The 16,059-nt window shown below is 34.5% G+C and carries 11 protein-coding genes; 10 read left to right on the top strand and 1 reads right to left on the bottom strand.

The annotated features are described in order from the left end of the window. On the top strand, positions 1-1,847 hold a 1,847-nt coding region (locus ACFX5F_RS16000; RefSeq protein ID WP_379853028.1), incomplete at its 5' end, for an RHS repeat domain-containing protein. A gap of 719 nt (positions 1,848-2,566) precedes the next feature. Here the strand turns inward: ACFX5F_RS16000 and ACFX5F_RS15995 are convergent. Beyond that, the gene (locus ACFX5F_RS15995; protein ID WP_379853027.1) at positions 2,567-3,127 is read right to left on the bottom strand and encodes a DDE-type integrase/transposase/recombinase; all 561 of its coding nucleotides are present in this window, start codon (positions 3,125-3,127) and stop codon (positions 2,567-2,569) included. 179 nt (positions 3,128-3,306) lie between these two features. Here ACFX5F_RS15995 and ACFX5F_RS15990 point away from each other — a divergent pair, with 179 nt between their 5' ends. The 9 genes from ACFX5F_RS15990 to ACFX5F_RS15950 all read left to right on the top strand — a co-directional run. Further along, a complete protein-coding gene (locus ACFX5F_RS15990) occupies positions 3,307-4,038 on the top strand; it encodes a hypothetical protein (protein WP_379853026.1) in 732 nt (243 codons plus the stop codon). A gap of 150 nt (positions 4,039-4,188) precedes the next feature. Next, complete coding sequence (locus ACFX5F_RS15985) at positions 4,189-5,124, top strand: hypothetical protein (protein ID WP_379853025.1); 936 nt, start codon at positions 4,189-4,191, stop codon at positions 5,122-5,124. A 299-nt stretch (positions 5,125-5,423) separates the two neighbouring features. After that, positions 5,424-5,906 carry a hypothetical protein gene (locus tag ACFX5F_RS15980; protein ID WP_379853023.1) on the top strand — a complete coding sequence of 161 codons (483 nt, stop codon included), beginning with the start codon at positions 5,424-5,426 and terminating at the stop codon, positions 5,904-5,906. Continuing rightward, positions 5,903-7,186, top strand: coding sequence for a hypothetical protein (locus tag ACFX5F_RS15975; RefSeq protein WP_379853022.1), 1,284 nt, complete (start codon positions 5,903-5,905; stop codon positions 7,184-7,186). The genes ACFX5F_RS15980 and ACFX5F_RS15975 overlap by 4 nt, the downstream gene beginning before the upstream one ends. Beyond that, entirely contained in the window at positions 7,174-7,512 is a 339-nt protein-coding gene (locus ACFX5F_RS15970; RefSeq protein WP_379853021.1) for a hypothetical protein, read from the top strand. Before ACFX5F_RS15975 ends, ACFX5F_RS15970 begins: the two co-directional genes overlap by 13 nt. Continuing rightward, a complete protein-coding gene (locus tag ACFX5F_RS15965) occupies positions 7,499-7,975 on the top strand; it encodes a prepilin-type N-terminal cleavage/methylation domain-containing protein (RefSeq protein WP_379853020.1) in 477 nt (158 codons plus the stop codon). Before ACFX5F_RS15970 ends, ACFX5F_RS15965 begins: the two co-directional genes overlap by 14 nt. Continuing rightward, complete coding sequence (locus ACFX5F_RS15960; protein WP_379853019.1) at positions 7,965-9,101, top strand: type II secretion system F family protein; 1,137 nt, start codon at positions 7,965-7,967, stop codon at positions 9,099-9,101. The genes ACFX5F_RS15965 and ACFX5F_RS15960 overlap by 11 nt, the downstream gene beginning before the upstream one ends. 338 nt (positions 9,102-9,439) lie before the next feature. Then, positions 9,440-15,079, top strand: a complete 5,640-nt coding sequence (locus ACFX5F_RS15955) for a DUF5977 domain-containing protein (protein ID WP_379853018.1) — start codon at positions 9,440-9,442, stop codon at positions 15,077-15,079. Positions 15,080-15,174: 95 nt separating this feature from the next. Then, positions 15,175-16,059: DUF6443 domain-containing protein (locus ACFX5F_RS15950; protein WP_379853017.1), on the top strand; the 885-nt coding region annotated here is incomplete at its 3' end.

Raw genomic sequence — 16,059 nt, 5'->3', positions numbered from 1 at the left:
ATGCAGGAAGACTCCTAAGCCAAAAACAGAAAATAAATAGTCAATTAGAAGAAATCATTGTCGCAAACACTTATGATGAGCTAGGGCAATTGATCAGTAAAGGCGTTGGGGGAAATATCAACCAATCGCGTTTGCAAACAGTAGACTTCAAATACAACATTCGCGGATGGCTCAAAAACATCAACGATGTGAATGCTATTGGAACCGATTTATTTTCTTTTCAAATGAATTACAATGACATTGCCGATGTTTCTAAAAAATTATATAATGGAAACATAAGCCAAACCCTTTGGAAAACGGCGAATATCGATGCTAGTGTAAAAAACTACGTTTATACCTATGACGCTTTAAATAGATTAACCAATGCCACCGATAATTTAAACAAGTTCAATGAGAGTTTAGGTTATGACAAAAACGGAAACATTACTAATCTGACAAGACTTGGTGAGATTGTAGCGGGAGTTCCTGTAATTACTAATCCATCTGATTTTGGCGTAATGGATAATCTAACCTATACCTACGATGGAGGTAACAAACTTCAGATAGTAACCGACAGTGCTAATGATTCTTATGGATTTAAAGATGATTTTATAGGCTCAGCTGCTGACACCAGCATCGATTATACTTATGACAGCAATGGCAACATGATAACCGATACCAACAAAAGCATTGGTGCCATAGCTTATAACTTCCTAAATTTACCCACGCAAGTTACCATAGCAGGGCAAAACATTAATTATGTCTATGATGCCACAGGGGTAAAACAGAAAAAAATAGTAAGCGGTATCACTACCGATTATGCAGGAGGATTCATTTACGAAAATGGAAATATGAAATTCTTCTCTCAACCTGAAGGGTACGTAGCCAATAATTCAGGAACTTTTTCATACATTTACCAATACAAAGATCATCTAGGAAATGTAAGATTAAGTTACAATGATGTTAGCACAACAAGTACTCCATCGTTGCAAATTGTGGAAGAAAACAACTATTATCCTTTTGGATTAAAACACAAAGGGTATAATAGTGCTTATGTTAGTGGGAATGGAAATGCTACGGCACAGAAGTATAAGTACAACGGAAAGGAACTTCAAGACGAGTTAGGGCTTAACATGTATGACTACGGAGCAAGGAATTATGACCCTGCTTTAGGGCGTTGGATGAATATTGACCCGTTAGCGGAAACTTCAAGACGCTTTTCCCCATATACATATGCTCTTAACAATCCAATCTATTTTATTGATCCTGATGGGATGCAAGCTGATGATTGGAAAAAAGACAGTAAAGGAAGACTTACTTATGATGAAAATCTTACTAAAGAAAATGCATCTACTCAACTAAAAGAGGGGGAAAAATATGTAGGAACAACAGCAACAGAATATGTTCCTACCACAGAAGGAGTTGGAGAGTATAATTTAGATTATAATTCTAATGGTTCAATTTCAACTTCAACTGTTGCTAGTTCGCAATCAGGCTCTATGGAGATTGATACCGAAAAAGTTGGAAATACTACTGATGCTGTTGGCGTAGGAATGGGAGCGCAAGAAGTCGTTTTGAAAATGGCTGACCAAACAGAATTAACTTCAGCAGCTAATAAATTATTAAAAGGAACTGAAATATTAGGCAAGGCTGCTGGAGTTGTTAGTGCTGTAAGTTCAATTGTTGAAGCTTATGAAAACCCAACTACTGCTAACATTCTTAAAGCAACAGTTAATACTAGTTTACTGGCCCTAAGAGTTAATCCATTGATAGGTCTGACAATAGGTATATTAGATGTAACGGGAGTTACAGATGAAATATATAAAAGCGTGGGAAATAAATTAGATAAAACCGTTTTGAAAAATTAGATAATAATGAAATATATAATTTACTTGTTTTATAGATATTATAATAAAGGGGCAACTATTAGGATACCTTATGAGAGTGCAATATTTGCAGTTCTACTACTGTTATTTATCAATGTTATGTCTTTAATGATTTTGCTAGTCCCCAACCTAACGGAAATTATATTCACAAATCACACAAGAACTGAATTATATATTTATTCGACAATTGGTGTTTTGCTAGGATATTTTTTATTAACAAAATTAGTCCCTAAAGATGAAATTTACCAACTTAAAAATACACGAAAAAATGTGAATTCACACAGTTGGTTTTTATTTCTATACTTTATTGCATCCTTTTTATTTTTAATGGTTATTATTATTCGTAATAAATAATATTTAAGGGTTAATAACCCCAGATGGCACGAGCAAAAATAACCGCAAAGGCTAGTCGAGTTTCCAAACTCATACCCACAAACAAAGTCAATAAAAAAGCAACTCTATACGGGTTGCTTTCTGTTTTATAATGTCGCTACATTTTTAGCAAAAAAGTCTTTAAATTTTTTATTGGTGAGCATCTTATCACTGCTTCTCACACGATACTTTTATAAAAAAGGTTCCATATAAGGAATTGATTCAAAAGTGAGGCTGTTATGATATTATCAAAATAAAGCACGGATACTTTGAAGCTATAAAAACCAATGTAAGAGAAAAACCGGCATTGGTTTTTTACTATTCCAATATTACTTACAACCTTTACAGCTATTTTGTTGGTTGTCTGATATTCTCAGGGATTTATGCTCAAAGAAATGGCTTTTATAGCTTTTTAAAGCTATGAGTTTTCCTAAAAAAGTTTCTTGAGGTGTATTTCCTTGTAAAGAGAGTTGTGGGCGTATCGTGTTATAAGTTAATACATCTGCCACTAAAGCAGTTTCAAGTTGTTTACTGTTGGTTAGATTTTGTGGCAACAAAAACTGATGCTTGATGATTTTATTGAACGCCTCAATTTTAGAATTGGAAAAAGGAATGTCTTTTTGAGCAATTAAGTGTTTGATGTCTTGATTGGTTGTATCTAAAAAATAACGAACTGTGCTGTTTACGTTCTCCACTCCACCATCAGTTACAAAAATGATGGGCTCTTTGTTCTTGTGTTCCAAATAAGCCTGTTCTAACAAATCTCTAATGGCTTTTGGCTTGGAACTATTTTCAACGCTACAGCCTAGAATCATTTTTGAATAATGATCCATCAGAAAATGAATATAGTGTTTTTTGTCATCTGCCGTTTTCAATATCGTTATAGCCATGAGACATCCCATTTATTTACTATTCATTAAAAAAACAGATTATAAGGTGAATAAAAACATTTTTGTTACTTTTACTACAAATATTAAAACATGAAATAAGCATAACTGATATCCATAGCAAACTGCGAATGAATATATGCGATTACATGTAACAAATAAAAAACAATATAAAAACACATATGAAAAATAGCTTTTTTATACTACTGCTGTTAGTTGTCACAGCATGCCAATCCACATTAATTAAAAATGACCGATACAAGGTCTCCCCTACTACTACTGAATTAGGGAGTATCGGGCAATCAAAATCACTATTCAATCTCCAAAACAATTTCGAGGCGAGAACATTGCCTAAGCTTGAAAACAAAATCAGGGTCGCCGTTGAGCTAATTCCTTTTAACAAAAGGTTAAATAAAATATATGCCGCTAAGGCGAAGTTCAACCAAAACCAATCAAAAGTAACATATATTGACAGTCTCCCTTCAAAACCGGAATTGGTCTCGATTCGGTTACTTGATGTTACAGGTTTTGTAAAAGAATTGAATGCAGACTATAATAATGATGCCTTTAGATTACTAAATGACACTCAAAATTCTAAAATTATTTCTAGTATAGTTATCCGCTTGCCAACCGAGGACATCGCCAAAATAAGACTGGCAGACTCCTATTATCTAACAAATTCCTTAGATGCGAAATACATTCTATCCTTGTATAAACTCGGTAAAAAAACGGAGATGCTAGATTTAAATTCAGGAACAGTAGTTGCCTATCGATTAAGCCGTTTTTGTTGGGGCGCTACTGAAAGAGGCAAATGGTATATAGCGGATATAACAGAGGGTAATACTCGTTGTAAAGGAATTACAGAATCCAGAATTAACGAAAAGAAGAAATCTAAAAATTTGTATAGAATGTAAATTAATCAGGTATAATTATTACTCAACCCTTTTGTCGAAAGGCCAGTTCGCCCTTATTCTTTGGGATTTTGCGTAATGCATGAACCAATACACAAAGGTTTTGGGAGTATCGAGAACTAGCTTTTAGACTCTACCAATCATAAAATTAAAATGAACAAATCCTTACTCTATAAATTCCTTATCGGCATCTCGTTTTTAATGTTCTTTTCTTGTGAAGAAATTCTTTTGGAAAAAGATATTTCCAAAGAAGTGGAAGTCCTGGTCGCACCGGTAAATAATGCAAAGTTTTTTTCTACCGGAGTTACATTTACCTGGGAAAGTGTCCCCTATGCAACAAAATACCAACTCCAAATCGCAAAACCCAATTTTGCGAATCCAATGCAAATTGTATTGGATACGATGGTCACGACTACCAGTTTTACCCAACAGCTTCCTATTGGGGATTATGAATGGAGAGTGAGAGCGGTCAATAGCGCCTACAGTACGAATTATGTAAGCAGATTGGTTTCCGTTGTCAGTGATGTGGATTTTCAAAGCAACACAGTCGTTTTAAATACTCCGGCAAACAATTTAATAACAAAAACAGCACTGCAAAGTCTCTCTTGGCAGCCAATAATTGGAGCAACCACGTATCAATTCCAGGTATATGATGGAAATAATACAGTAATCAGCGATCAAACGATTACGGATACAGGTTTAAATTATACTTTTTTAGAAGGAAGCTATTTCTGGAGAGTGAGAGCAAGTAATGGGACACAACAAACATTGTATTCTTCTCACGCGGTTTTGATAGATACCATAATCCCCAACACTTCTGTATTGACAAGCCCAGCAAATGCTAGCACTACCACAAACAAAGACGTCAGTTTTCAATGGAGTAGAATCCCGATTTCAGGAAGCGTGGAAAAAGACAGTATTTACATCTATACGGATAACGCACTAACAGTCTTAAAGCTGAAAAACGAAGCAAGCAGCCCTTTTACCTCAATCCTTGGTTTTGGCACCTACTACTGGTTCACAAAATCGTTCGATCAGGCAGGAAATATGAGTACTAAAAGTACGGTTTTTAGTTTTACGATAAATTAGATTACCTATGAACCAAAAAAACACAAGATAGAAACAATAACGGAATGCCACTTAAACAAAGTCTAACGTCAGTTCAAGGCATAATTTTTATTCTAAAAAAAGTATTATTAAATGACATTACAACTATCGCGTCAGTTCGAGTGAATTTTCAGAAAATGCGGACAGCTTTTTCAAAAAATTTGTATCGAGAATCATTTTTAATAAAAATGTCAGATGGCAGTGTATTTTGTGAAATGAAATGAAACAAAAAATGTATCGAGAACCCTTTTCACCAAATGAATTCAATATAATCAATCCCAATGAAAAACAAAAAAAGCATATTCTTCTTATTGCCAATAGTACTGTTGATATGGGGTGGAGTGCTGTATCAATTTTCTTCCTTTTCAAATACCGATGATGCAACGCTAAATACATCGACAGACTTCAATATAAAACCATTTAAACTGAAAGAACGAAAGCTATTTTCGGTAAATGTAAATTATAGAGATCCTTTCCTGGGAAAAATGTACGCATCACAACAAGCTTCCAAAACGAAAAGCACTTCCAAAATAAGAAAAGAGCCAAAACCCGAAGAAACTATTGTCTGGCCAGTGATTCTTTACAAAGGAATTGTATCAGATACTAAAGACAAAATTAAAATTTATATGCTGATTATTGACGGAAAAACATGTTTAATGAAAAAAGGACAAATCGAAAATGAAGTGTTTTTGAAAGACGGTGATAAAGAATCTGTATATGTCAAATACAAAGGAAATTTGAACCTTATTATGTTGGCAGAATGAAAATAATCTACAAACTTAAATCAGGAGCCTTACAATTTACCGTTTTTGTAGCGGGATTGATCGCCTTGCTGTTAAGCGGATTGATGCTATATGCCTACACTTTTATGTATATGAAAGAGCAGTCGAAAGGTGCAATCGAAAACATTCAACTTTCAGATACGGGGATAGAGTATTTATTAAAACAGTCAGAAATCAACTCAGATACATTATCGATTGATTTCAATCAAAAAGAGAATCAGACTATCAAAGTGAATTTGTCACAGTGGGGATTTTTTGAAAAAGCATATACTATCACCCAATTCCGTAAAAAAATATTCGTGAAAACTGCTATTATAGGTTCTCTAATTAATTCCGAGAACTCCCCTACTCTCTTTCTACAGGAAACACAAAATCCATTGACAATTGTGGGAAATACTTCAATAAAGGGGATTGCGTTTTTACCCTCTCAAGGAGTAAAACCCGGGTACATTACAGGAAACAGTTATTACGGTTCGTCACTTATTTATGGTTCCATAAAAAAAAGCACCTCTACTTTACCTAAACTTGAAAAGAGTGTTACCAATGCTCTGTTATTTTATTTAAAAGATTATAAACCAATGATTCAAGGGGATTATATCAATTTGGAAACCAATCGAAGAATTGTCAATTCATTCAAAACAAACACAAAGGGAACATATTCTAAAGAAGCAATCGTATTAGCAAATAGGGAAATCACAGGAAATATTATTATTAAGTCAGACACTTTAATTAGCATCAAAAGAACCGCTGTACTGAAAGATTTAATTCTGATTGCCCCAATTATTGAAATTGAGGAAGGCACAATAGGAAATTTTCAGGCAATAGCCTCCAAAAGAATTACCGTTGGAAAAGCATGTAAACTAAGTTATCCATCCGCTATGGTGCTGTTTCAAGACAATAAAGACAATCTGAACATACGATCTGCGAACCCATTCGATAACCAAATTTTTATTGACTCAGGAACTATAATAAAAGGCAGCGTGTGTTATTTTCAAACCAAAGAACTTCCCGATTTCCATACCCAAATGGTATTGGAAAAAGAGTCAAGAATAAAAGGACAGGTCTATTGTAATGGTAATTTCGAGTTAAGAGGTACCGTTTCAGGGTCTGTTTACACCAAACAATTTGTTGCCAATCAGTCCGGTTCTATATTTGTAAACCACATATACAACGGAACAATTGAAAATGAAAATATCCCCACTTTTTTTGGTGGAATGGTACTCGAAAACGAACCGAAAACAATTATGAAATGGTTGTACTAAAAAAAATCAAATCGGCAACCTTGGTCGAAGTCATTGTGGCTTCGGTGCTAATTGTCATCATATTTATGATTGCCAGTTTGGTATTGAATAATCTGCTATTGAATACATTTTCTAAAAACACACATCCGATAGAAAACAGATTGAATGAATTGGAATACGAAAGACAAAACGATTTAATAAAATTACCCTATGAGGAAAACTATAAAGGCTGGGGCATTACAATTACGACAGACAAAACAGATTCAACAGCGGAGCTCATTTTTTTAGCCATTAATGAGAAAAACAAAAAGCAAATTTCAAGACGGCGAATCTATGTCAAACAATAAGATAAAATCATTCACACTCCCGGAATTACTGGTGGTGATGATTATAACCGTAATTGTCGTAGGCATGGCTTTCAGCGTATTGCGATTAGTGCAGAAACAAATTCATGCCATTCAGACGAATTTTGAAAAAACAAGCAGTTTGGCACTTTTCGAACAACGATTATGGCAGGATTTCAACGAAATGAATGCCATTCAATTCAGTGAAAAAGAAAACAGCCTTCTTTTGGAGTCTGAAATGGATACGGTAGTGTATTCCTTTCAGGAAAATTACGTACTTAGAAATAAAGATACCATTAAACTACAATTAGTGGCAAATAAATTATTTTTCAAAGGAAAAGAAGTAAAGGAAGGCGATGTTGATGCGCTGTCGATTTCAGCAAAATCGGAACTCCCTGATTATGAAATTTTTGTTTCAAAGAAAAATGACCTAACCCTTTTTATGAATCCTCAAGATGGCCTTTAAATTAGAAAACACGCAAAATAAAACGACTCTAAAAATCAAGAATCAGAATAGTATAGAAAATATTCTGAAAAAAGAAATTGTACTTTTTGGACAAGGTTTTAATAATAAAAAGAAACAAGCTTTTTATCAGGAATTGGCCGTTTTACTTAAAGCAGGCATTACTTTTAAAGAAGGATTAAACTTAATTGTAGAATCATTAAAGAAAAACGCTGACAAAGAACTCATACAATCTATAGTGAATGATGTCATTAACGGAAAACCTTTTTCTGAAGCATTATTAGCCTCTAAATCTTTTTCGGAATATGAATACTATTCCATACAAATAGGTGAAGAAACAGGAACGACAGCACAAGTATGCCAGGAATTAGGAATGTTTTTTGAGCGCAAAAACGAGCAAAAGCGCATTATCATTGCGGCCCTTACCTACCCTGCTATTGTCATGACAACGGCAATTATTGTGGTGGTGTTTATGTTGAGTTATGTGGTTCCGATGTTTCAGGATATTTTCAGACAAAATAATGTGGAACTGCCCATGTTGACCAAAATCATAGTCAAACTTTCTGCAGCTACCAAAACATATGGCGTTTATGGCCTACTGCTTATTTTTCTACTAATTATTTTAGGTAGAGTATTCAAGGACAACCCACAATTCCGTAAAATAACACATCATTTAGTATTGAAAATTCCCGTTTTAGGAACATTTATGAACAAAGTATATTTGGCGCAATTTACACAAGCCGTAGCCTTGTTAACCACGGCAAAAGTGCCGCTTTTGAATAGTATTCAAATGGTAAAAAAAATGATCCGTTTCGTGCCACTGCAAGAGGCACTCGACAAAGTGGAAAACAGCATCCTGAAGGGAAATAGCCTGAGTGCAAGCCTGAAAGAAAACCCATTGTTCGACAACAGAATCATATCCTTGGTCAAAGTAGCCGAAGAAACCAACCAAACCGAATATGTGTTCAAGCAACTAAGCGAACAATACAATCAAGAGGTAGTTCAACAATCTAAAACAATGACTACCGTTTTAGAACCCTTAATAATATTATTTGTGGGTGTTCTTGTCGCTGTTTTATTGGTCGCGATGTACTTGCCGATGTTCCAGTTGAGCAGTGCGATTGGGTAAATAAATTATAATTAAACATAATTAAATTTTAAATAATTATTTACACATGGCCTTGCTATGTTAAATTAAAATTTGTAACATTGTTCAGAAAATATTTATAATAAAATGTTTTGTATTAGATTATGCTATCTTAAAAAGTAAAGTAAAATTACTAATAATTATAACTTTTTCAAAAACTTAATATTGAAAATTATATAGTGTAATATTAGGATAACTTTAAGAGTTTTCGGTTAAACGAAATTTACACAAAAAACATAATATAAAAATTATACCATTTAATAAATATAAACTACAAGTAAACCTGCAATATTATCTTAAAATCAATTATTTAATATATTATGAATTTAAAATTTACCTATCAAGCTATATTCTTTATTTCGCTACTTTTACTGTCAACTATATCTTTTGCACAAAGTGACGATAAACCAAGTAAATATTTTCCTAATGTAGTACCTCCACCGCCAAATAGTGCTAGTTTGGGTTTATATGGACAAGTTCCTTTAAATCAATTTACCGGAAGTGCAACGGTATCTATTCCGTTACTAGAAGTAAAATCAAACAATTTGACTATGCCAGTTTCATTGTCTTATTCATCTGATGGTATAAAAGTAGATCAATATGAATCTAATGTTGGAATGGGTTGGGTATTAAATGCAGGAGGAGTAATTACAAGACAAGTCTTCGATTATCAAGATAATTATAATGGTCGAATGCAAAAGCCAAATACAGCACCAGATTCAAATGAGATGATTGCTTTTTTAGACCAAGCTTCAACTGGACTTCAAGTAGACACACAACCTGATATTTTTTGTTACAACGTAAATGGAATGTCTGGCAAGTTCTTTTTAGACAATACTAATACACCTGTAGAAATTGAAGCATCCGGGTTAAAAATTGAAATTACAGCTGATTTTTTGTCTATGGGTTTTGCACCAAACAGTTTGCCTGAAATTACAATTACAGATACAAAGGGTATAAAGTTCTATTTCGGTGGACTTAACGCAATAGAATCAAGCTCTTCAAGGCGTATTTTTATTGAAAATCCAGGACCAATTTCAGATGATGTTAAAACATCTTGGTATCTCACTAAAATTGAGGATCCATCGACAAATAATCAAATTACGCTGAATTACGATTCAAGATCTATTACTTATGTCACCGGTAATGAACAAAGTTTAGAATATACTTATGCTGGCGGAGCTAAATTATCTTCCGCCTTATATAACTATCAATATAAATCTTATGCAACTGAATCTATTTTAAAAGAAATAAATAGTAATAATTGTAAAGTGGTATTTGGCAATTCAAAACGATTTACGGATCCAGATTTTCCTCTATTTAAAGTGGACGACATCAGTTTCTTTAATCTGCAAGGAGCATTGATAAAAAAAATAAAATTTGATTATGTCGAATATAGCGGGAATAGTTTCCCAAATAGTTACAATCAGTCTCCGGATTATTTTAAAAAACGTTTTTATCTAAAACAAATTAATGAATTTAGTACAAATAGCAGTCCTATTACTCATCAATTTGAATATTATTCCCCTGAAAATTTACCTGCTCGTTTTAGTTTTGCTAAAGATAATTATGGAGTTTTCAATGGTAAAACAAACAGTAGTTTAATTTCTGACGAAATTGTTATTCCTTACTCTGTAGTAAAAGCTTCATTTTCGGATGGAAAATTAGCCTATAGGAGATCGGATAAAAATTTTGGTTATTTTGGCTTGCTAAAAAAAGTAATTTATCCGACTAAAGGCACAACAACACTTGAATACGAGCCACACGTAAGAGGTACAGAAAATAGACCCATTTATCCAGTGGAAACCCAATTTGCTTTGAGTGTGTTAACTAATGATATAGATTTGTTTAATAACACGAATACCGCTTCTATTCATTCCTCAATAGAACAAACTATAAAAATAAATGGAAATGTAATTAATAATTGCAGTGGTACGAATCCTTATTCGTTGCAATTAAAACTTGAAATAAGAGATTTATCGAATGGTGTACTTGTTAATTTTTATAATAATGCTTCAAATTTAGATGCGCCAGTCTTGATTGGAACATCATATACCATTACAGCCAATCCCAGTTCTACAAATGATGTTTTTACATTGCAGGCTGATAAAGATTATTCAATAAAAATTACTCTTTCAAGACCGTGTATGTTCGGAAATGTCTATTTTAATTACTTTAGCAGTCCAATAACTTTTCAAACAATAGAAAAAGAAATAGGGGGATTTAGAATAGCTAAAACAATTAAGAATAGCGCTATAAGTAGTAATTTGGAAATTGAAAAATACTCTTATAACCCTTACGATTGTGTAACTTGTCAATCGGGTTATTATATAAATCAGGCCCCTATTGCTTATATTAGAAAAATAGAAAGAGCAAATTTATGTGAAACTCCGAACCAAAGGACATTATTTTCTGTAGGTAGTTCAAATTTGGCCAGAATATATTCCTCCCAAAATGCTCAATTTGGCTATGAATACGTAACTAAAAGCTACGGAAATAATTTTGAAAATGGAGGCGAAGAGTTTAAACATGAAATTATTCAAGACGGCTTGCCCATAACAAAACAAGGGGAGTTTGACATTACAACACCTTTTACAAATGGTTTTGGTTCAGGTAGATTATTATCGCATAAAATCTTTAATTCTACATTCAAAAAATTAAAAGAAACCGTTAACCAATATGAACATAATACTGCAAAAGACAAGTCCGTCACGGGTTATAATGCATACAAGAGTTCTCAAAATTATTCCTACGAAGGTGCATATGGTGTAAATCCTCCCGTTTGTAATTCATTTCTTAGTTGGGATCAATATACTTATAGTGAGTATTCTTTACGTTCGCAATGGAATTATTTAAAACAGTCTGTTGAAACGCAATATGATTTAAATGGTTTAAATCCAATCACAAATACAACGACTTATACTCACAGTAATCCTTCACATTTACAGTTAACCTCACAAAACACGACAAATTCTAAAGGCGAAACTTTTGAAACCAAATATTACTATCCACAAGATCCACAAATGGTTAGTGAACCTTTTGTAAATGAGATGATAGTAAAAAATATGATTGGCTCGCCAATAGACTCACAAACTTTTAAAGGAGGCGAGAAACTATCAGAACAAAAAACGGAGTACGGCTATGATCCTTCAACCTCAAATTTGTTACTTCCCAAATATATTTATGTTAAAAAAGGGGCAGGAACTATCGATAAAAATACAGACAAAAAAACAACCTATAATCAATACGATACAAACGGGACCTTATTACAATATACTCCTGAAAGTGGAACACCTGTGACAATCATCTGGGGTTATAACAAAACACAGCCCATCGCCAAAATAGAAAATGCCACTTATAGCCAAATTGCCGCACAAGTAGTTAATTTGCAAAATTTATCAGACGCTGATAATGATAATTGCATAACCGCTACTTGCAAAGAACAGCTACTAAGAAATGGTTTAAATTTATTTAGAAATTCACTTCCTAGTAATACACTAGTAACGACCTACACTTATAATCCATTAATTGGGGTGACCAGCATAACAGATCCAAAAGGATTAACTTCATATTATGAGTACGACCAGTTCAATAGATTAAAGTTTATTAAAGATCAAGATTTAAATATCTTGCAAAGATATTGTTACAATTACAAAGGCCAGCAGATTGATTGTTCTGACACAAGTTCTACTTCTGTAATTACCTATACTAGTGCAGCCAAAAGCGGGACATTCACTAAAAACACTTGTGCTGCAGGTGGTTTCGGATCATCAGTAACTTACATAGTGGCCTCTGGTGCATATTCTTCTTCACTCTCCCAAGCAGATGCAGATGGCAAGGCTCAAAATGATGTTAATAACAATGGACAGACGTATGCCAACACCAATGGAACCTGTACTTTCAGCAGTATGGCTCAAAGTGGTTCATTTACAAAAAACAACTGTGCCTCTGGTGGCGTTGGATCTACTGTCCCTTTTAGTCAAGCTGCAGGTGCTCAAACATCAACGATTTCTCAAGCAGATGCCGATTCAAAAGGATTAACTTTATTCAATACTAACGGACAGGCTAACGCAAATACCAATGGAACCTGTACTTTCAGCAGTATGGCTCAAAGTGGTTCATTTACAAAAAACAACTGTGCCTCTGGTGGCCTTGGATCTACTGTTCCTTTTAGTCAAGCTGCAGGTGCTCAAACATCAACGATTTCTCAAACAGATGCCGATTCAAAAGGATTATCTTTATTCAATACTAACGGACAGGCTAACGCAAATACCAGTGGCACCTGTACTTTCAGCAGTATGGCTCAAAGTGGTTCATTTACAAAAAACAACTGTGCCTCTGGTGGCCTTGGATCCAGTGTTCCTTTTAGTCAAGCTGCAGGTGCTCAAACATCAACGATTTCTCAAGCAGATGCCGATTCAAAAGGATTAACTTTATTCAATACTAACGGACAGGGTAACGCAAATACCAATGGAACTTGTACTTTCTCAAGTGCAGCTAAAAGCGGTTCGTTTACAAAAAACAACTGTGCCTCTGGTGGCGTTGGATCCAGTGTTCCTTTTAGTCAAGCTGCAGGTGCTCAAACATCAACGATTTCTCAAGCAGATGCCGATTCAAAAGGATTATCTTTATTCAATACTAACGGACAGGCTAACGCAAATACCAATGGAAATTGTACTTTCAGCAGTATGGCTCAAAGTGGTCCATTTACAAAAAACAACTGTGCCTCTGGTGGCGTTGGATCTAGTGTTCCTTTTAGTCAAGCTGCAGGTGCTCAAACATCAACGATTTCTCAAGCAGATGCCGATTCAAAAGGATTATCTTTATTCAATACTAACGGACAGGCTAACGCAAATACCAGTGGAACCTGTACTTTCAGCAGTATGGCTCAAAGTGGTTCATTTACAAAAAACAACTGTGCCTCTGGTGGCGTTGGATCCAGTGTTCCTTTTAGTCAAGCTGCAGGTGCTCAAACATCAACGATTTCTCAAGCAGATGCCGATTCAAAAGGATTAACTTTATTCAATACTAACGGACAGGGTAACGCAAATACCAATGGAACTTGTACTTTCTCAAGTGCAGCTAAAAGCGGTTCGTTTACAAAAAACAACTGTGCCTCTGGTGGCGTTGGATCCAGTGTTCCTTTTAGTCAAGCTGCAGGTGCTCAAACATCAACGATTTCTCAAGCAGATGCCGATTCAAAAGGATTATCTTTATTCAATACTAACGGACAGGCTAACGCAAATACCAATGGAAATTGTACTTTCAGCAGTATGGCTCAAAGTGGTCCATTTACAAAAAACAACTGTGCCTCTGGTGGCGTTGGATCTAGTGTTCCTTTTAGTCAAGCTGCAGGTGCTCAAACATCAACGATTTCTCAAGCAGATGCCGATTCAAAAGGATTATCTTTATTCAATACTAACGGACAGGCTAACGCTAATACCAATGGAACTTGTACTTTCTCAAGTGCAGCTAAAAGCGGTTCGTTTACAAAAAATAATTGCGCCTCTGGTTACACAGGATCACCTATAAACTATAATGTAGTTGCAGGCTCCTATAACTCTACTATTTCACAAGCTGATGCTGATAGTAAAGCCCAAGCGGATGTAAACAATAATGGTCAAAATTATGCTAATGCAAACGGAACTTGTACACAAATAGGTGACACTACTGCGCCATCAACTCCAGCAATAACATCATCCTCTAGAACAACTAAGCCTTCTGTAATTATTAACTGGACAGGTTCTACCGATAACGTTGCTGTTACAGGATATGAATTATGGAGAGATGTAAATCAATCAGGGACTTTTTCTTTGATTGCCACACCGACTACTTCCCCATATACAGATGTATATATAACTGCTGGTGTAGGAAATACCTATTCATATAAAATGAGAGCAAGAGATGCAGCTGGAAATTGGTCAGGATTTACCGCTGTTAAAGTTCAAGTTGTTCCTTAATAATTACCAATTTTAAAATGTACTTTAAATATTGTAAAAGAACCAAAAGAATACATTAAGACAATTTCAAATCTTAACATTTTAGATCAATTTTTATGAAAAAATATTTATACCTATTATTTTTCTTTGTTTCGTTTACCTATAGTTTTGGCCAAAACCTGAGTAATGATAATTTTATTTATACTGCCGCACCACAAAAAGCGGTTCAAGCAGCCAATTACTATACCTTAACTAAGGCTGATCTGATTCAAACTGTTACCTACTTTGATGGTCTAGGGAGACCTATGCAAAGTATTGCCATTGCTCAAGGAGGAAATAGCACAAATCCTGAAGATATCGTAACTTATATGGAGTATGATGCTTTTGGTCGTCAAGTGAAAGAGTATTTGCCGTATGCCTTTACAAATGCGGGGAATGAGTATTTAAAAACAGCTGCCTTAACAGCTACAAATGGTTTTTATAATACTCTAAAATATGAAAACACAGTCAATCCCTTCAGTGAAAAATCGTTGGAATCTTCTCCTTTAAACAGAGTACTACAACAAGCCGCTTCAGGAAATGATTGGGCAATGGCAAACAATCATACCATAAAACTAGAGTATCAAACCAATATAGCAAATGATGTCAAATTATATCTCGTTGCCCTTTCTTTTGCAAACAACACCTATACTCCTACACTAACAGTAAGTACTGCAAATGGTGGATTTTACTCCCCTAACGAACTTTACAAAACCATTACTAAAGACGAAAACTGGAGTGCTTCTGATCTAAACAACAAAACAACCGAAGAATTCAAAGACAAAGAAGGTCGTGTAGTGCTTAAAAGAACCTTCAATAATGGTGCTCACGACACTTATTATATCTATGATATTTACGGAAATCTGACCTTTGTTTTACCTCCAAAGGCAGAGGGTTTAACAGACATCGCTACACTAAACAACCTATCGTATCAATACACATATGATTATCGCAACCGACTG

The organism is Flavobacterium zhoui, from assembly GCF_042787235.1.
Taxonomy (GTDB): Bacteria; Bacteroidota; Bacteroidia; order Flavobacteriales; family Flavobacteriaceae; genus Flavobacterium; species Flavobacterium zhoui.
Note: the sequence above shows the minus strand (reverse complement) of the source record. Positions and strands in the feature narration are given on the sequence as shown.

What these genes read in the sequence shown, in the direction of transcription:
- ACFX5F_RS15955 (WP_379853018.1), top strand. Translation starts at nt 9,440, where the DNA reads ATGAATTTAAAATTTACCTATCAAGCTATATTCTTTATTTCGCTACTT.
- ACFX5F_RS15970 (WP_379853021.1), top strand. Translation starts at nt 7,174, where the DNA reads ATGGTTGTACTAAAAAAAATCAAATCGGCAACCTTGGTCGAAGTCATT.
- ACFX5F_RS15985 (WP_379853025.1), top strand. Translation starts at nt 4,189, where the DNA reads ATGAACAAATCCTTACTCTATAAATTCCTTATCGGCATCTCGTTTTTA.
- ACFX5F_RS15965 (WP_379853020.1), top strand. Translation starts at nt 7,499, where the DNA reads ATGTCAAACAATAAGATAAAATCATTCACACTCCCGGAATTACTGGTG.
- ACFX5F_RS15980 (WP_379853023.1), top strand. Translation starts at nt 5,424, where the DNA reads ATGAAAAACAAAAAAAGCATATTCTTCTTATTGCCAATAGTACTGTTG.
- ACFX5F_RS15975 (WP_379853022.1), top strand. Translation starts at nt 5,903, where the DNA reads ATGAAAATAATCTACAAACTTAAATCAGGAGCCTTACAATTTACCGTT.
- ACFX5F_RS15990 (WP_379853026.1), top strand. Translation starts at nt 3,307, where the DNA reads ATGAAAAATAGCTTTTTTATACTACTGCTGTTAGTTGTCACAGCATGC.
- ACFX5F_RS15960 (WP_379853019.1), top strand. Translation starts at nt 7,965, where the DNA reads ATGGCCTTTAAATTAGAAAACACGCAAAATAAAACGACTCTAAAAATC.
- ACFX5F_RS15995 (WP_379853027.1), bottom strand. Translation starts at nt 3,127, where the DNA reads ATGGCTATAACGATATTGAAAACGGCAGATGACAAAAAACACTATATT.